Raw genomic sequence first — 17700 nt, 5'->3', positions numbered from 1 at the left:
GTCAGCCCACCGCCACCAACGGATCCCTCGGCGTATACCAATCCTCCCGCCGATCCGGCCGCCGCGCTGGAGGCACTGAAGACCTTGCCGGAAGCCAATCAGGGCGCACTGGCCCTGCCCAATGGCGCGTTCGGCGACCGGGACACGCCGCGGGCCGACAACGTGCTGCCACCCAGCGTGCAGACGTCGTTCAACTTCCCCACCAACGGCAAACCCAGCCCCTTGTTCGGGGCCGAACCGTTTACCCAGCAATTGCTGCTGTTCGAAGAATTCGGCCCGGAAAAACTCGACCCGACCACCCCGCCGCAACTCCTGACGTTCCCGGTGCCCACCACTGGCCCGGCGCCGCAGCAGGATCCGAACAACGTCGCCCGCAGTGGCCCTTCGAGTGCCGCGATTGAAGCATTCATGCGCCAGCCGGGATTGTTTCCGTATCCGTCGCAGTTTTCCAATGTGCTGGATCGCAACCCGTGGAAGGCGCAGATCGAAGCCTTCCTCAATCGCCATCCGGTCGGCTCGCCCGCCGAGGGCCGGCCACCGGGAAAAGGCTGGTCGCATCAGCGCTGGAACGAATTTTATCCTCAGGTTCAGTACAAGACTGTGCAAATGGGCGCCCGGACCAACCAGGGCTTGCGTGACAGAAAGCAATTGCACAACTACGCCAACGGCGAGTTCGCCCCCGGCGGGCTCTACTACCAAACCTCGGACATCCCTGAAACCGCTGGCACCACCAAGGGCATCGATGTGCGTTTTCACTCCAAGATGCCGTTGCAGAATCACAACTCGCTGTGGACCTTCGACGGCTCCGTGCCGCCGAAATTGCTGATGGTGCGCTACGGTCAACCGTTGCTGATGCGTCACTACAACGCCCTGCCGATCGACCCGTCGGCCAACGCCGGTTTTGGCCTGCACACCATCAGCACCCACGAACACAACGGTCACTCCCCCGCCGAAAGCGACGGCTACGCCAACGCGTTCTTTTTTCCGGGGCAGTACTACGATTATCGCTGGCCGATGCAACTGGCCGGCTACGACACCATCAACACCACCGCGCAAGATCCGCGCGCCGCGTTCCCCTGTGCACCGGGCGAAACGCTGTACGTCAACGATGCCAACCCGGGCCTGAAAACCTGTGAAAACGGCAGCATCAAGATCCGTGGCGACTGGCGCGAAACCATGAGCACCCACTGGTTCCACGACCACATGCTCGATTTCACCGCGCAGAACGTCTACAAGGGCAACGCGGTGATGATGAATTACTACAGCGCGCTGGATCGCGGCAACGAAGCCATCGAGGATGGCGTCAACCTGCGCCTGCCCAGTGGTTCGGCGCTGCCGTGGGGCAACCGCGACTATGACGTCAACCTGGTGGTCGCCGACAAAGCCTGGGACGCGAACGGCCAGTTGTGGTTCAACCCGTTCAACACCGACGGCTTTCTCGGGGACCAGATCCTGGTCAACTGGCAGTACCAGCCGCGCTTGAAAGTCCGGGCGCGCAGCTACCGTTTCCGCATTCTCAACGGCTCGGTATCTCGCTACTTCAAACTGGCTCTGGTCCGTGAAATCAGCGGCAATGGCGGCGAGTTTCCGGGGCCGGCGGGTTCGGGGGTTTCCTACAACCGGGTGCCGTTCCACCTGATCGGCAACGACGGCAACATCATGGAACACGCCGTGCCCTTCGACGGCAGCATGGACCTGGATGCCGACGGTGACCGGCAGGACCACAATGCAATCCTGCCCACCCAGGGCATCGCCGAACGCTACGACATCATTGTCAACTTTGCGAAAAACGGCATCAAAACCGGTGACAAGCTGTACTTCGTCAACTTGCTGGAACACAAGACCGGCAAGGGTCCGGAGAAGAACGAACTGTCCCTGGCCGACGTGCTGTCCGAGAAATACAAAGCCGTCATCAAACAAACCAGCAAGGGCCCGCAATGGGACAAAGGCGATCCGACCGTTGGCAAGTTCCTGCAACTGCTCGTGCAACCCTACTCCGGCCAGGACCAGAGCATGGACCCAGTGGCCTATGAGCCTGCCAAACCGGGCAAACCCGCCGGGAAGATCATGATCCCTCTGACCATCAATCGCGACAGCCCGACTGACCAGGCCAAAATCAAACTGGCGCGGCATCGCGAGTTCATTTTCGGTCGCTCCGACGGCACCGATGAAGCGCCCTGGACGGTCAAGACCGACGGCGGTTTTGGCTACAACATGGACCCTCGCCGACTCAGTGCCGCGCCACAATTGGCCAACGGCCCGACCGACGCCGGGTTCTCCGGCGACGGCACGCTCGAAGTCTGGAAAATCAAGAATGGCGGCAACGGCTGGAATCACCCGGTGCACGTGCATTTCGAAGAAGGCGTCATCCTCAGCCGCGATGGCAAGGCGCCGCCGGAATGGGAAAAAGGTGCACGCAAAGACGTCTATCGCATCGGCGAAGGCATCGACAGTTCGGTGGACGTCGAAATGGCGATCCACTTCCGCGAGTTCGCCGGCACTTACATGGAGCATTGCCACAACACCCAGCACGAAGACTCTTCGATGCTGTTGCGATGGGATGTCGAGCATCCGGGCCAGTTCCAGTTGATGCCAACGCCACTGCCGGGTTGGGACGGTGTCACCTACGTGAACTCCGCCGCACTGCCAACCTTCCGCACCGGCGATCGGGACGACGATCACGAAGGCGAGAACAAGAAACCCATAGCCAACCCTGACGTCGCCACCAGCAGCAACGGTCTGCCGCTGACCATCAACGTGTTGGCCAATGACACCGACCCCGACGGCAACCTGCCACTCAAAGTGGTGGGCCTCAGCCAGCCGGACTCCGGCCAGGGCTCAGTCAGCACCGACGGCGTACGAGTGATCTACACGCCACCGGCCTCCGTCGCCGAGCCGTTCACCGCGACCTTCACGTATAACGCCAGTGACGCCAAGGATGCCGTCTCGGAGAACCCGGCAACGGTGTCCGTGTCGGTCGCTGCAACCACTACGGTCAACGAAGACTTGCTGGTGACCAGCGCCTCCGTCACCGCTCGCAGCAACAACCGCTACACCTGGGACCTATCCGGCACGACCTCGCGGGGAACGGGCAACACCCTGACCGTCACCGCGACCACCACCGGTGGGCCACTTAACCTGGGGACCGCGATCCTCACCCCGACCGGCACGGGAGCTCGCTGGAGGGTGTCCGTGACCACCACCGGCAATGGACCGACGCCAAACCCGACCGTCACCGTCAGTTCGACGTTCGGGAAGACCGTGACCGTGCCGATAGCGGCGCATTGAAGTGACATCGGTTGGCGCCCGGTCCATGCAAGGTGGACCGGGCGTCAGACGGTTACAGCAGTTCGGTGCATCGGTTGCTGGATGGGGCCAGGGACGGGCAGCGGGTAATCGCCATTTGATCCGACTCGACTAAAGTTGTCCCTCCGCTCGCCGACTCCTTCCTCTGAACCCACAGACGAAGGACCGTGAGATGTATTACCCCCGAGAAGCTGAAAAAGATCACCTGTTCAACCGCGTGATCCTGCTCACCGTGGCCTGCTGCGTGGTGCTGATCCTCGCCGGCATGGCCCGGCACGAGGGCATTGCCTACGCCGCCATCCGCTTGAGCCCCGTCGAGACCACCGGCACGGTGACGCAGCTGGACGACATCCTGATGAATAGCGACGGTAAAGTGATCCATTACCGCTACACCGATGACAACGGCCAGGCGCACGACGATCAATACGTTGACGAGCGCTATGCACAGAAAACCGCGTATGAAACCGGCGGCAGCATTGACCTGCTTTACTCGCGCTGGCTACCGGGGCAAAACAGCATTGCCCGAGAGCTAAACGGCAATCGTCCGGGGTTTTACATCATGCTGGGTGGGGTGTTGCTGGCGTTGTTGTTCCTGGGGATATCGGCCAGGACGCTGGTGCGGATTTATGCGATGAAGGAAGAGGACCGGTTTTATTGAGTCATGCTGTTCACTTAAGACAATCTTCAGTCGAGCAAGAACCTGTGGCGAGGGGGTTTAGCGAAACGTCGCACCGCCCCGCTCGGCTATGAAGCAGTCGTAAATTCGGACAACCCGGTCTGTCTGAATGGACGCTGGGGGCCGCTTCGCAGCCCAGCGGTAGCAAGCTCCCTCGCCACAGGTTGTCCAGCGCTCGTTGTATCGCGTGAATGCTTTCAAGCAGGGCCGAAAAACCTCTCCACATCCCTACTCCGAAACAGCCACCTGATTACGCCCACGCGCCTTCGCTCGATAGAGCGCTTTATCCGCGTTATTCAGCAAACTTTGAAAATCGTTGTCGCCGATATCCATCGCTGCCACACCGAGACTGGCCGAAATGCGGTGAACCGGCCCGGTCATCAATCCACCGATCGACTGGATCAGTTGCTCGGCGATGTTAAGGGCAACTTCAATGGAGGTGTCCGGGAGCAGGATCGCGAACTCTTCACCGCCGAGCCTGCCGAAGACATCGGTGTCGCGGAAGGACCGATTGATGATCACGCCCATCTGCCGCAACACCTGATCCCCGACCTGATGACCGTATGTGTCATTGATGTGCTTGAAGTGATCCATATCCAGCATCACCGCGCACAACGGTAACCGGTTGTGTTTGCAGTCATGGAACAATTGCTGGGCATGCTCGAAAAAAGCGCGGCGATTTTTCAGGCCGGTGAGTTCATCGGTCTGTGCGGCGTAGGTGGCAATGCGATGGGCGCGTTCCATTTCGCGGGTTAGCTGGAAGGCGGTTTCCAGGGCTTCGGACAGTTTGCGTGTCGCGCTGGCCACGAATGAGGCGAACACAATCACGGCCAGCGCCATGCCGACCTGGATCGCAGACGGTTGAAACAGCAGCCAGAACGTACACGGCAACAACACAAGGCCGATGGACGCCAACGTCATGTATCGATACGCCGAATAACACGACACCGCGCTGACCGACATGCCCACGGCAAAAAGCATGACCAGTGCCTGGGCCAACAGGTCGTTTGCCGGCATGACCGCAAACGCACCCGCCCCCCAGATACCGGCGGACAACATCAGCGTGAACCCGTATCTCTTCTCCCAGCGTTGCGGGGTGCGCTCACTGTCAGGGCAGCGAAACCAGGCCACGAACATCAGGATGCGCAGCAACGACGACGCTGTCAGCAGCCCAATCCACGTAAAAATGACGGCGTGATCAAAACGCTCCCAGCACAGCCCGCACAGCATGATCGCGGCCAGAAAGCTGCCGAAGATTGCAGGGAATGACTGGTGGAATAACTGATGCAATCGATCACTGCGCACCTGCGCTGCGATGACAAAATCCTGGTCGTGCCGAAATCCTGGGCCACCCATTTGATCCGCCTGATCATGATGCTGCGACAAAAAAAGCGATTGTGGCACCCTGCCACTCAGGCAAACAAACAATTACAACTTGTGGGTACTCGCACATTCGCTCTAATGCGCCCCTGAAGGCCTCAGTGACAATCGTCAGAAAAGTAATAGCACACAAGTGCGCTCCTCACGTCCCGTAGTTATCAAGTCCGATGACATGCATCGTCAACGTGCAATGCGTTCGCCCTGCTACGCTTTTGAGGCCTCCAATGGAATCGGGTGATAATCACAAATACGGGGGGAGCCCCTTGACTGTTGAGGTTGCGCAATGTGAGAGCCCAATTTATCAGCGCCGTCATTACCCTGACCATGATAGGTGTGACGACTTATGGATTTATCGAATGGAACGCTGGCGAGCGCGCGCGCCGGGATGCAGTGTGCAAGACAGCTCAACAGCACAAGGAAGAGGTGGAAATTCGAGCGCGAGCGATGGCTGCCGGGCTGTCTGTCGATGCTTACGCCGAAGCCGAGAAAGCCGAAGTCGGCAAACTGGTCAGTTCCCTGGATACCGCGAAGAATGATGCCGAGGTTGAGGCCGTCATAGACGCGCACGCCGCCGAGTTGCAGGCGCAGGACGCCGCCACCGACGCGGAGCTGAAAAACCAGGGCAGCCAGCAATTCCTCGAACAGAAGTTTAAGGAACAGCGGATCACCACGGACATCAAGCAGGAAATTGAACGGGCCGAGAAGGCGGTGGCGGATGCTTGCCGTTAGACCCCACTGACCGCTAACGCTGCGGCGCAACCATCCGAAACCGGATAGAGATGTCGTCGGAAACAACCGTGTCGCCCCATTCACCCTCGCCGACCTTGAAGTCGCTACGCTTGAGCGTTAGCTGGCCATCGAAGATCCCGATGGCGTTCTCCTCTTTCAGGAGGACCGGAACGGTCACCTCACGGGTGACGCCTCTGAGCGTGAGTTCGCCGGTGATCGAATAGCGGTGGTCACCCAGCGTTTTCACGCCTGTCGATTCAAACGTCGCCTCGGGATACTTCTGCGTGTCGAACCAGGCGGACTTTCGCAGTTCGGTGTTGGCGTCCTCGCTGCCGGCATCGATGCTGTCTAGTTTTATGGTCAGCGCAGCATGGCCCGCTGCGGGGTTTGCCGTGTCGAAATCCAGCGTGGCCTTGAACGTGCCAAACGTGCCGTACACCCGCGAGCTGAACTGGTTGTACGTAAAGGAGATCGTGCTGGCGGTTTCATTTACTTGCGTATATTCGGCGGCTTCGGCACAGGAAAAAACGCCAAAGGCCAACGCAACAGCCAGTACGGAAAACGACGGGAATAGAGAACTCATGGGATGCTCCGGTCGTGGCATACGCTGGCCAGACAGGTGGACTAAAGCAAAGAACCGCCGTTTATGCCACTTGGCATCGAGACTTCCGACCACCTGTCGGCAACGTGCATCCGCGCCCGATACGGCCGCCCGGGCAGGTGTTTAATGTCTCAAGCACTCACCGCTTCGGGAGACAGGACATGAAAATCGTCGTCATCGGTGGCACCGGGCTGATCGGCAGCAAGCTCTGCCAGAACCTGCAGGATCTGGGGCACGATGCTTTGGCGGCGTCGCCAAGCACCGGCGTCAATGTCATCAGCGGCGAGGGGCTGACGCAGGCGTTGAAAGGTGCGGACGTGGTGGTCGACGTCTCGAACTCGCCTTCGTTCGAAGACCACGCGGCGTTGCACTTCTTCGAAACCGCCGGGCACAAGCTGATCGCGGCGGAGAAGATCGACGGCGTCAAACACCATGTTGCGCTGTCGGTGGTCGGCACCGAGCGCATGCTCGACAGTGGTTATTTCCGGGCGAAAATGGCCCAGGAAAAACTCATCAAAAAGTCAGGGATTCCGTACACCATTCTGCGGGCTACGCAGTTCTTCGAGTTTATCCATGCCATTGCCCACTCCGGGCGCGAGGAAGGCGACACCATTCACTTGACGTCCGCCGCGCTGCAACCGGTGGCCTCGGCCGATGTAGCGGCGGCACTGACGAACATCGCGTTGAAAGCACCGACCAATCAGACCGTCGAAGTGGCCGGCCCTGAAAACCGCCCCCTCATCGAGTTCGCGAGCGACTACTTGAAGCACACCCGGGACCCGCGCCAGACCGTCGCGGACGACACGGTTCCTTACTTTGGTGCGCCGATCAATGACCAGTCGCTGACACCGGGCGCCAATCCCATGATCGGCGCAACCCGGTTTCAGGACTGGCTTGAGACTCACTAGATGACAAAGCCCAATCAAATCTGAGGCGATGCGCTATGCCACCGCCTCGATCAACTGCATCGGCGTCATCTTCGTGACCATCATCATCACGATCACAAACATCCCCGCAAAACCCGCCACGCCCATCCAGAACCACTTCTGGTAGACCGACCGGTATTGCGCATCGAGCCCCTCGCCCGTCTCCACCGCGCTCAACGCCATCCCGTGCAGCCGCTTTTGCAGCACCAAGACCGGCAGCCACAACGACCCCACGCACAGGAAAATGATCAACGAGGTCAGAATCCATTCCGTGCTCATGGGCAGCCCGGACACTTTCATCAGCAGGTAACCGGTGACGATCTGAATGAAGCCTGCCGGGGTGGTAATCCAGGTGTCAAAACGCACCACCATTCTGGCGACGTGCGCGATCACTTGCGGGTTGCCCGTGCGACTGGCAGCGATCAGATAGAGGTAGGAGCCCATGCCGAACCCGAACAGGAAAATCGCGGCAATGACGTGCAGGTACTTCAGGCACAGATAGAGCATGCTCAGCCCTGCTCGTCAGAAAAGCGCACGGACAGCTGCAGATTGGCCGGATCGTTGATCGCGGCCATGTACTCGTCGACGCTGATTTCGCCCACACAAGGACGGGCACCGGGGGCCGGCGCGTAACCCGCAACCCGTTTTGCCACCAACGCCACGGCCGCGCAGCTCGGGATTTCAGGGCCCTTGTCGTTGTGCGCCGTCAATTGCACGGTCATGGACAGCGGTTGCCCATCAACGCCCTGCCCTTCGACATCGATGTACATCGCACTCAAGCCATCACCAAATCGCTCAAACCACGTCCCCCAGCGGTGCAGCCTTGCCGCCCACGCCGCAGAGTCCCGCACCAGCCCGATTCTCAGCGCCTCGGCGAGCACGTAGTTGGCCACGCCACCGAGCTTCAGGCCCGAGCCTGCCTTGAAACTCAAGGTATGGGCGCCGTAGCGGCCGGCGAAAATATCCATGTCCGGCACATCGACATTGGACAGAACACGGGCCCCCAATTGCGGCATCTTGCGCAGGGTCAGGTCCTGCCAGCCCAGCACCTCGTTTACCTGGCCATTCTTGAGCTGCTTGATGGGTTTGCCCGCGTAGGCCAGCACGCCTTCGACGGTCGAGAGGCCGGGCATCTTCGCCGAGGAAGAAATGCCATGCTCGATCGAGTCGATGCGTTTGAAGCGATAACGATAGTGGTCGATGAGCGCCGACGACAGCGTCGGCACCGAACTGCACCCGCTGAGAATGGCCACGCCGGCGTGCTTTGCGCTCGCGTCGAGTACATCAATGCCATTGACGAAGGTGCGGCAGTCAGCCAGATCGCAGTAGTTGATGCCCGCGTCGATGCAGCTTTGCGCGACCGCATAGGATTGCCCCTGAAACGGGCCGCCGGTGTGCACGACCCACTGGATGCCCATTGCGCTCAGCGTGGAGCAGAACGCGCTGCCCATGGCGTCACCGCACCAACTTTCACAGACACGGCCGGACAGGGTTTTCAGCTCATCGACCTTGCGCTGCAACTTGTGTGAATCGCGGCCCGAGATCACCAGCTCAACGCCCGGCATCGCGACCAAATGCCTGCAAACGATGCTACCGAAATTTCCGTAGCCACCGACCACCATCACCCTGAGTGCCATTCAACGCTTTCCTTAACCATTGGATCATGTCGCCAACCTGCCCGGGACCGGGCGCGGCAAAGCTTTACTGATATCTAACGGACAGGCAAGCAGCGAAGCACTGCAGGTCATTAGCGAACATCAATACACCGTGCCCGCTTAAAGTTACGCACTGAGGGGACGACAAAAAAAGCGACCTCCCGAGTACAGGCCTGTATGGCCTCTGCACTCAGTAGGTCGCCCCTGTCAGTCTTAAAGACTTACGCGCTGAACGGGCCTAGCATTGGCTCGCAACGGTCCGCGCAGAGATAACGGCGTAGTCCTGTTGTCTGACTCGCTGAGTCAACACCAGCATGGTCAGGAAACCTAGTGCAATCAGCACCGGATACGCCAACAACAGTTCGGAAAGCGAGTATTTCCAGGCCAATGGGCGACCGACGCCCAGCATGGCCGCGTACATCCACGACACCGCCGACAGCGAGCCGCAAAACAGCGCCAGCATCCGTGCGCTGAATCCGAGATCGAGCAAAGAGCCGGCCTTTTGCAACGCGGGCAATACCAGGCGATGCAACAACATGCCGTTATAAGTCAGCAAGATGACAATAATGACTTTGGCGTGAAGTTTGGGGTTCATGAAGTAGTTCATACCTTTATCGAGGTAATCAATACCGATGACGGCGATACCGGTTACCCACAACGCGATTAACGCAACTACCACCGACTTCTGCAGACTTTCCATGTGAGCATGATCATGCCCAGTGGACGTTTTCCGTTTCAACAAATCTTTAACCATTGCAATATCACTGGTCAACACCAGACCAATAGCCACACAACACGACACCAAATGAACGTAAATAACGCCCAGTCGCAAAAACTCCATACATTCTTTGTTTTCCTGCAGGCTCATAATTGTATTTATCGCCACGGTAAGTTCTCCACCTTATTCGATAGTACAGATCAGTTCTTCAACAGGGCATTTCGCTATTCAAACCCTGTGCGATCTTACTTTTTATAAGATATGCCAAATCGTCGACCTGACACTGCTTAGCCCATTGAATTACCTGGCAATTCAATGACCGGCTTAGTTGTTACCTCCTGATTTTCAGATAAAAAAATCCTCATTTTCATTCACTGCACATGAGGTTGTTTTTCCACTTCTTTTTTTGCGAGAGCAATAGCATGTCATGGTGACATGCTGAAACATCAGAGGGCACAGAGGCTAGAATGTTCATTTTTTGAGCAGGCTACCGACAAACGGTTACTTCAGTCAAAGCAACTCATCCCGAGGGTAAGTCGGCAACTTCCCGGAAAGCCGCATGATAACTGGCCCGCTTAAATTAGAGGAGCGTCAGATTATTCTATTGGATCCATTAGTTGTTGCGCTACTTACGAAAAGTGCAAGAGAGAGCCGCTCTCATTTACTACCCTCACCGTTGAAACAGTCGGACTTTTTCACTTAAGCGAATTTACGACAACGACCAGGCCGACGTCAGTCTTCAATCGCCGACGCGAGCGGTAACCCGATGCATACTTCGAAACCCTCTTGTCGACCGGTTGCAGGAGAGACCAATTTCATACTCGCATTGACCCCCTGCGCAATGGTTTTGGCAATCGCCAGGCCCAGTCCTGAACCGCTCATTTCACTGTGACCTCGCACAAAACGCTCGGTCAGGTGCTGCAACACCGAGTCCGGCACCGCCGGGCCGCCATTGACTACCCGCAGTTGTGCCTGTTCGGTGAGGCTGACTTCGATCGATTGATCGATTGCGCCGTACTTCCGCGCATTCTCGATCAGGTTGCGCAACAAAATGCCAAAGGCATCCGGGTCGATGTTCGAGTACACGCTGGCCTGGCCTGGCAGATGCAACTCAATACGTTGGCCGCTGCGTTGGTTCCACTCGTCGACCCCATGAGCCAGCAACGGAATCAGGTCCTGAGGCGTTTCGGACAACAGCCCACCGCCCTCGGCCTTGGCCAGTTGCATGAGCTTTTCCGAAAGCCGCGCCAGTTCGCGCAAGGCGTTTTCGATTTTCGCCGCCCGCACTCGCAACGGCCCTTCGGGCGCCTCGTGGTGTAACCGCTGGATCTGCGCCAGGGTCGCGGCCAGTGGCGTGCGCAGTTCATGGGCGCTGTTGGCGGTAAAGCTGCGCTCGGCCTCCAGGGCCTTGCGCAAGCGCTCCAGCAGGTGGTTGACCGCCTCGGCCAACGGATCGATTTCTGCCGGCAGGCGGGCCACCTTGATCGGCGACAGGTCACCCACGCCACGCGCCTCGACCGCACGACGATACGCCAACACACTGCGCAGGCTGATCCGCACGAACAACCAGGTGCCCAACAGGCTGACGGGGATCAGCGCCAACAGCGGCAACAACAAGGCAAACAAGGCTTCCCGCGCGGCTTCGCGGCGATGATCCAGCGGTTCGGCGATCTCAATGAACAACGTTTCGCGCAACGCGCTGGCGCCATACAAGCGGTACTTTTCAGAGGTGGAAAATCCCTCGGTCGGCCGCTTACTGAAGATCTTCGGGTTGGCGTCGTGGGACTGCATCAGGATCTTGCCGCTGGCATCGCGCACCAGGTACGTCAGGTATTCCTTGTGCATTTTCAACGTCGCAACGTGCTGCGCTTCACGGGGTTCCTCCCGGTTGCTGATTTCCAGCACCGCCAGCGGCAAGATCCGTTGCGCAGTCTCTTCCAGCGCACTGTCGAACGCTTCGTTCAACTCATGTTGCACCACCAGCCAGGCGCCGACGGTCGCGCCCAGCCACAGCAAGGTCATGCCCAGGGTCAGGCCCAGGCCGAGGCGTTTTTGCAGGCTTGAAGAAGACTTCATGCGGTCATCAACCGGTAGCCCATGCCGCGCACGGTTTCAATCAGCTCACGCCCCAGTTTTTTACGCAGCCGACTGATGTACACCTCGATGGTATTGCTCTCGATTTCGGCACCGAACGCATACAGCCGCTCTTCGAGCTGCGACTTGGACAACAACGCGCTGGGGCGCTGCACGAACGCTTCGAACAGCGCCCATTCGCGGGCCGTCAGGTCCACGGTGGTGCCGGCACGCTGCACAGTGCGGGCGCTCATGTCGACCTGCAAATCACCAAGTCTGATCTGCGGATTGGGGTTGCCGCTGTAACGTCGGGCCACCGCTGCCACACGGGCCGAGAGTTCAAACAGGTCGAACGGTTTGACCAGGTAATCGTCGGCGCCTGCGTTGAGGCCGGCGATGCGATCGGAAATCTGATCCTGGGCCGTCAGGATAATCACCGGGGTCACGTCCCCCGCCGAGCGCTGCTGACGCAAGAAATCCAGCCCGCGACCGTCCGGCAGCATCAGGTCCAGCAGGATCAGGTCGTAAGGCGTGGTGCGCACGCTGTTGCGCGCATGGTCCAGGCGCTGCACCCAATCGACGGCGTGGCCGTCATCGGCGATCTGTTCGCGCACCGCTTCCCCCAAGCCTGGGGCGTCCTCGACCAATAAAACCCGCATCGGGCACCTCCTGTGGTGGTTGTCGTGCCGCACCTTAATCGCCTTACCTGACGTGAATCTGAAGATTCAGCTGGTTGTCAGGAATGCACCTTAGGGTATGCCACAGACGCCGACCTCGGCAGGAGACAGATCATGAAAACAGGTTTTATTGCCCATACCGCGCTGTTGAGCCTGCTGCTTAGCGGTTACGCCTTGGCCGACGACGACTGCAGCGACCCGGTGAGCGACTGGCAACCGCGCGAAAACCTGCGTGAGCAGGTCGAGCGGCAATACGGCTGGAGCGTGCAACGCATCAAGGTCGACGACGGTTGTTACGAGCTCAAGGGGTTGGACCGCAAGGGCAACGTCATCGAAGCCAACTACTCACCGGCCTCGTTGCGCCTGCGCACCCTCGAGATCCATTTCCGCAACGACGGCGATGCCAGGGATTACCTCGGCAGCCCGCTCTCCGAATGACGCCTCACCTGTCGATGAGTTTTTCCTGCGATTCAGGTTGCTGTCAGCAAGCAGGTCCAGGCTCTCGACCTAACGATCAAAAGGACACCCTCATGAAAAAGATCATCGCAGCCACCTGCCTCGCCGGCGCCATTGCCCTGCCGGGGTTGGCCCAGGCCCGGGAAGTGACCCTGACCACCCAGCTCAAGGACTACAGCGGCAATGATGCTTACCTGGCGATCTACGTGACCGACGCCAATGGCCAATACCAGAAAACCCTGTGGGTGGCCGGCAAGAAGGCCAAGTACTACAAGCACCTGGGCGACTGGGCCCGTGGCAGCGGGATGAACCGGAGCGAGTTTGACGGCGTCAGCGGCGCCAGTGTCGGCAGCGGGCGCACGCTCAAGGTCAGCGTCGAACTGGCAGACACCCTGATCGATGCCGGGTATCAGATCCGCATCGACAGCGCCGTCGAGGACAAACGCGACGCTCGCGCCGATGTCAGCGTGCCGTTGACGTCCAAGGGCACTGGCAAGCCGGCAACCGGCAGCACCTATGTCGAGTCCTTTACTTACGATTTGTAGCACCTGCCCTTTCTGGAGGCTGAACATGCTTCGCCAGTCCCATTCCCTGCCCGGCCTGATCGCGGCCCTGTTGGTCATGCTGTTGGCCATCAGCGGCGCGATCCTGTCGGTCGACCCGGCGCTGGAACGCTTGCACAACACCGCCACCGCGGCCGGGCAACTCAACGTCGGCCAACTGGCCGGGCGTGTCGCCAATCACTTCCCAGGCGTGGAGCAGATCCAGCGCACAGCGTCCGGGACGGTCATCGTCTACTACAACCAGAACGGTCAGGCCGGGGCTGAAACGGTCGACCCACTGACTGGCGAAGGCCTCGCGCCTTATGCACCCTCCGCGTTCACGCGTTGGGTGAAAGAGCTGCACCGCTCGATGTTCCTCGGCACACCGGGCCATGGCGTGTCGGGTGTCGGCGCGTTGTTCATGCTGATGCTGTCAGTGTCCGGCGCGCTATTGCTGGCCCGGCGCCTGGGTGGCTGGCGCAACCTGCTGCGGCCACTGCGCGGCACCTTCAACCAGCGCTGGCATGCTGAAGTCGGGCGACTGGCCTTGCTCGGGCTGCTGCTGTCGGCCTTGAGCGGGCTGTATATGTCCGCCACCACCTTCGGCTTTATCGCCGACGGCAGTCAGAATGAACCCGCCTTCCCCGCCCACGTCAGTGCCGGGCCGGCCTTGCCAGTGGCGAGCCTGCAAGCCTTGCAGGCCACCGACCTGAATGACCTGCGCGAGCTGGTCTACCCCAGTCCCGGCAACCCGAAGGACGTGTTTTCCCTGCGCACCGCCCAGGGCGACGGCTACGTGGATCAGGCCAGCGGCGCCTTGTTGTCCTACCAGGCCCACGACTCGATGCACAACCTCTATGAATTGATCTATCAACTGCACACCGGTGAAGGCCTGTGGTGGCTGGGCCTGCCGCTGGGGCTCTGCGCCCTCTGTGTGCCGTTGATGAGCGTCACCGGCCTCCTGTTGTGGTGGCGCCGGCGCAAGGCGAGCCCGAACATCCGCCACAACAGCCCTGCCCACTCTGCCGACAGCGTGATTCTGGTGGGCAGTGAAAACAACAGCACCTGGGGCTTTGCCAAGACCTTGCATGACGCCTTGCACCTGGCCGGACACCGGGTGCATAGCGCGGCGATGAATCAATACGCCAACGACTACCGCAGCGCCCAACGCGTGATTATCCTCACCGCGACCCACGGTGACGGCGACGCGCCAGCCTCGGCTTCGCAGTTCATGGCGCGGCTGGTCAAATCAGGCCTCAAGCCCGGCCTGCCCTTTGCCGTGCTGGGCTTTGGTGACCGGCAGTTTGCGCAGTTCTGTCAGTACGCCCATCAGGTGCAGGACGCGATGTTGCAGGCCGGTGGCTCGCCGTTACTGGGGCTGGAAACCGTCAACCGCCAGTCCTCTCAGGAATTTGCGCGTTGGGGCCACGCGCTAGGCGAAGTGCTCAAGCATGACCTGACACTGGTCCATGCCCCGCAGCGGCCACAGATCCATCCATTAGAGCTGACAGAGCGCATTGTCTACGGCGAACAGGTGAACGCACCGACCCACGTGTTGCGCTTCAAGGCTCCCGGCGAGCTGCCGGACTTCCTGGCCGGTGACCTGGTCGGGATTGTGCCTCCGGGCAGTCCGATCCCCCGTTTCTACTCGCTGGCCAGCGGTTCGCAGGACGGCGTGCTGGAAATCTGTGTGCGCAAACACAACGGAGGCCTGTGCTCGGAATTCCTTCATGGCCTGGACATCGGTGCGCAGATCGAGGTGTTTATCCAGCCCAACCCGCAATTTCGCCCGGCGTCGGGCACGCACCCGGTGATCCTGATCGGCGCCGGTACCGGCATCGGTCCTCTGGCCGGTTTTATCCGCAACAACACGGCTCGACACCCGATGCACTTGTATTGGGGCGGGCGCAACCCGGCCTCGGATTTTCTCTATGAACCGCAGCTCAATCAATACCTGGCGGACCGACGCCTGACGGCATTGCGCGCCGCCTTTTCTCAGGTTCAGGACCGCTGCTACGTGCAAGACCGGCTGATCGGCGATGCCCTGCCCCTGCGCCGCCTGATTGAAAAAGGCGCTCAGGTGCTGGTGTGTGGCAGTCGCGAAATGGCCAAAGGCGTGATGCAAGCCCTCGATGAAGTATTGGCCCCTCTCAACCTGACGGTGCTGACCCTCAAGGCACAAGGACGCTACCGTGAAGACGTCTACTGAGTTGCAGCGCTACAGCCTGAACGGCGAAACCATGGGCACGCGCTACACCGCCCTGTTTTATGCCGGGGCCGGCATCGATACCGACGAAATTGGTCATCGCCTGGCGCGCGCCGTGGCCCGGGTGGATCAGCAAATGTCCACCTGGAAACCCGACTCGGACCTCAACCGCCTCAATGCCGCCCCCGAGCAGCAATGGATTTCGGTGCCCCAGGAACTGGCAACGGTACTGTCAGCGGCACTGCGTGTCAGTCAGCAATCCGGCGGCGCCTTCGACATTGCCGTCGGTGATCTGGTGAATGCCTGGGGATTCGGCCCCGCAGAACCGACCGTTACAGAACAGGGGCTCGCGACGATGCCGCTGCGCACCCGGCTGTCAGCCAGCGCCGCGTTGGTGGTCGACCCGTTACGCAATCAGGTGCGCAAACGCGCGCCGCTGCACCTTGATTTGAATGGCATCGCCAAAGGGTTTGGCGTCGATGAATTGGCCCGTTGTCTGGAAGGTTTTGGCATCACCCGCTACCTGGTCGGCATCGACGGCGAGATGCGCGCCCGGGGCGTCAAACCCGACGGCCAGTGCTGGACCGTCGCCGTGGAAAAGCCTGACCGGGGCGTGCGTGAAGTCATGGGCGTGATGGAACTTGGCGACGCCGCGATCGCGACCTCCGGGGACTACCGACAGTGGGTCGACGTAGCCGGTCAAGCCTATGCCCATACCATGAACCCGGCCACTGGCGCGCCGCTGTGCAACCCGCTCGCCGCCGTCACCGTGGTGGCTGCTTCGTGCATGCTCGCCGATGCCTGGGCCACGGCGCTGATGGTGCTGGGTGAAACCGAAGGCCCACGCTTGGCTCAGGAACGCGAGATGGACGTGTTGTTCGTGCTGCGCGACGGCCAACAATTCAAGGAAATATCCATTGTCGGCGGCCAGTTGCAGGCGCAGATTGAAACCCGCCCGATGTGAACCGCCCAATGACAGTGAGTCGCGCTCAACCATGAAATTCATGCACAGACACACCGAATCCCACCGCAGTGATCGTATCGGCTGGCTGCGCGCCGCCGTCCTGGGGGCCAACGACGGGATTGTCTCCACCGCCAGCCTGCTGATCGGCGTCGCCGCCGCCAATGCCAGCCACGCCACGTTGCTGGTCACGGGCATGGCGGGGCTGATGGCCGGCGCCATGTCAATGGCCGCAGGCGAGTACATCTCCGTGCATTCCCAGGCCGATACCGAGCGCGCCGATTTGTCCCGCGAACGGGCCGAGCTGGCCAGTGACCCGAAAGCCGAACACATCGAGCTCGCCAACATCTACATGCACCGTGGCGTCTCCCCCGAGCTGGCGCGTCAGGTGGCCGATCAATTGATGGCCCATGATGCGCTCGGCTCGCACGCCCGGGACGAACTGGGCATCAGCGCCACCCTGACCGCCAAACCCTTGCAGGCCGCCCTGGCCTCCGCCGCCAGTTTCGTGGTGGGTGCCGCCCTGCCCCTGGCGGTGACGTTTGTCGCCCCGGAGCACAGCGTGGTGCCCTGGATATCGGGCATGTCATTGGTGTTTCTCGGGACGCTGGGCGCCATTGCCGCCAGAGCCGGCGGCGCCAAGGTCATCACCGGTGCCTGGCGGGTGACCTTCTGGGGGGCGCTGGCCATGGGGATTACAGCGCTGGTGGGGCACTTGTTTGGCGCCGTGGTCTAGCTCACGTTCATCCTGCAAAAAAACAAAGGGCGCCCGATAATTAAACGGGGCGCCCTTT

The 17700-nt window shown here is 60.3% G+C and carries 16 protein-coding genes; 9 read left to right on the top strand and 7 right to left on the bottom strand.

What is annotated here, in order from left to right:
- Positions 1 to 3288 (top strand): Ig-like domain-containing protein (locus tag K0F88_RS23190; protein WP_257605334.1); only part of this gene is annotated, 3288 nt, incomplete at its 5' end.
- Positions 3289 to 3478: 190 nt separating this feature from the next.
- A complete protein-coding gene (locus tag K0F88_RS23185; RefSeq protein ID WP_094467837.1) occupies positions 3479 to 3964 on the top strand; it encodes a DUF3592 domain-containing protein in 486 nt (161 codons plus the stop codon).
- 246 nt (positions 3965 to 4210) lie between these two features.
- Here the strand turns inward: K0F88_RS23185 and K0F88_RS23180 are convergent, their stop codons facing one another.
- On the bottom strand, positions 4211 to 5338 hold the full coding sequence (locus tag K0F88_RS23180) for a diguanylate cyclase (protein WP_094467838.1): 1128 nt from the start codon (positions 5336 to 5338) through the stop codon (positions 4211 to 4213).
- A 294-nt stretch (positions 5339 to 5632) separates the two neighbouring features.
- Between K0F88_RS23180 and K0F88_RS23175 the strand changes: the two genes are divergently transcribed.
- A complete protein-coding gene (locus K0F88_RS23175) occupies positions 5633 to 6091 on the top strand; it encodes a hypothetical protein (protein WP_306823153.1) in 459 nt (152 codons plus the stop codon).
- A 13-nt stretch (positions 6092 to 6104) separates the two neighbouring features.
- Here K0F88_RS23175 and K0F88_RS23170 read toward each other — a convergent pair whose 3' ends face one another.
- Complete coding sequence (locus K0F88_RS23170; RefSeq protein ID WP_094467839.1) at positions 6105 to 6674, bottom strand: YceI family protein; 570 nt, start codon at positions 6672 to 6674, stop codon at positions 6105 to 6107.
- 179 nt (positions 6675 to 6853) lie between these two features.
- Between K0F88_RS23170 and K0F88_RS23165 the strand changes: the two genes are divergently transcribed.
- Positions 6854 to 7600: an SDR family oxidoreductase gene (locus K0F88_RS23165; protein WP_094467840.1), complete on the top strand. Its 747-nt coding sequence runs from the start codon at positions 6854 to 6856 to the stop codon at positions 7598 to 7600.
- Positions 7601 to 7633: 33 nt separating this feature from the next.
- Here K0F88_RS23165 and K0F88_RS23160 read toward each other — a convergent pair whose 3' ends face one another.
- The 5 genes from K0F88_RS23160 to K0F88_RS23140 all read right to left on the bottom strand — a co-directional run bounded on the left by K0F88_RS23160 (position 7634) and on the right by K0F88_RS23140 (position 12723).
- Positions 7634 to 8125, bottom strand: a complete 492-nt coding sequence (locus K0F88_RS23160; protein WP_094467841.1) for a DUF2269 domain-containing protein — start codon at positions 8123 to 8125, stop codon at positions 7634 to 7636.
- A 2-nt stretch (positions 8126 to 8127) separates the two neighbouring features.
- Positions 8128 to 9255 (bottom strand): saccharopine dehydrogenase NADP-binding domain-containing protein, encoded by a 1128-nt coding sequence (locus tag K0F88_RS23155; protein ID WP_094467842.1) that lies wholly within the window; start codon positions 9253 to 9255, stop codon positions 8128 to 8130.
- Between the two features lie 256 nt (positions 9256 to 9511).
- Positions 9512 to 10159 (bottom strand): hypothetical protein, encoded by a 648-nt coding sequence (locus tag K0F88_RS23150; RefSeq protein WP_094467843.1) that lies wholly within the window; start codon positions 10157 to 10159, stop codon positions 9512 to 9514.
- Positions 10160 to 10723: 564 nt separating this feature from the next.
- Positions 10724 to 12067, bottom strand: a complete 1344-nt coding sequence (locus tag K0F88_RS23145; protein ID WP_219096656.1) for a HAMP domain-containing sensor histidine kinase — start codon at positions 12065 to 12067, stop codon at positions 10724 to 10726.
- Positions 12064 to 12723 (bottom strand): response regulator transcription factor, encoded by a 660-nt coding sequence (locus tag K0F88_RS23140; RefSeq protein ID WP_219096655.1) that lies wholly within the window; start codon positions 12721 to 12723, stop codon positions 12064 to 12066. The genes K0F88_RS23145 and K0F88_RS23140 overlap by 4 nt, the downstream gene beginning before the upstream one ends.
- A gap of 132 nt (positions 12724 to 12855) precedes the next feature.
- On the opposite strand from K0F88_RS23140, the gene K0F88_RS23135 reads away from it, so the two are divergent.
- The 5 genes from K0F88_RS23135 to K0F88_RS23115 all read left to right on the top strand — a co-directional run bounded on the left by K0F88_RS23135 (position 12856) and on the right by K0F88_RS23115 (position 17642).
- On the top strand, positions 12856 to 13179 hold the full coding sequence (locus K0F88_RS23135) for a PepSY domain-containing protein (RefSeq protein WP_219096654.1): 324 nt from the start codon (positions 12856 to 12858) through the stop codon (positions 13177 to 13179).
- Between the two features lie 92 nt (positions 13180 to 13271).
- Positions 13272 to 13742, top strand: coding sequence for a DUF2271 domain-containing protein (locus tag K0F88_RS23130; protein WP_219096653.1), 471 nt, complete (start codon positions 13272 to 13274; stop codon positions 13740 to 13742).
- Positions 13743 to 13767: 25 nt separating this feature from the next.
- A complete protein-coding gene (locus tag K0F88_RS23125; protein ID WP_219096652.1) occupies positions 13768 to 15948 on the top strand; it encodes a PepSY domain-containing protein in 2181 nt (726 codons plus the stop codon).
- On the top strand, positions 15932 to 16909 hold the full coding sequence (locus K0F88_RS23120; RefSeq protein WP_257605333.1) for an FAD:protein FMN transferase: 978 nt from the start codon (positions 15932 to 15934) through the stop codon (positions 16907 to 16909). The genes K0F88_RS23125 and K0F88_RS23120 overlap by 17 nt, the downstream gene beginning before the upstream one ends.
- 31 nt (positions 16910 to 16940) lie before the next feature.
- On the top strand, positions 16941 to 17642 hold the full coding sequence (locus tag K0F88_RS23115) for a VIT family protein (protein ID WP_219096651.1): 702 nt from the start codon (positions 16941 to 16943) through the stop codon (positions 17640 to 17642).
- Positions 17643 to 17700 lie beyond the last annotated feature (58 nt).

Source organism: Pseudomonas sp. UMAB-40, assembly GCF_900095275.1.
GTDB lineage: Bacteria > Pseudomonadota > Gammaproteobacteria > Pseudomonadales > Pseudomonadaceae > Aquipseudomonas > Aquipseudomonas mandelii_B.
The sequence above is the reverse complement of the archived record's forward strand: the minus strand, read 5'-3'. Positions and strand labels throughout refer to the sequence as shown.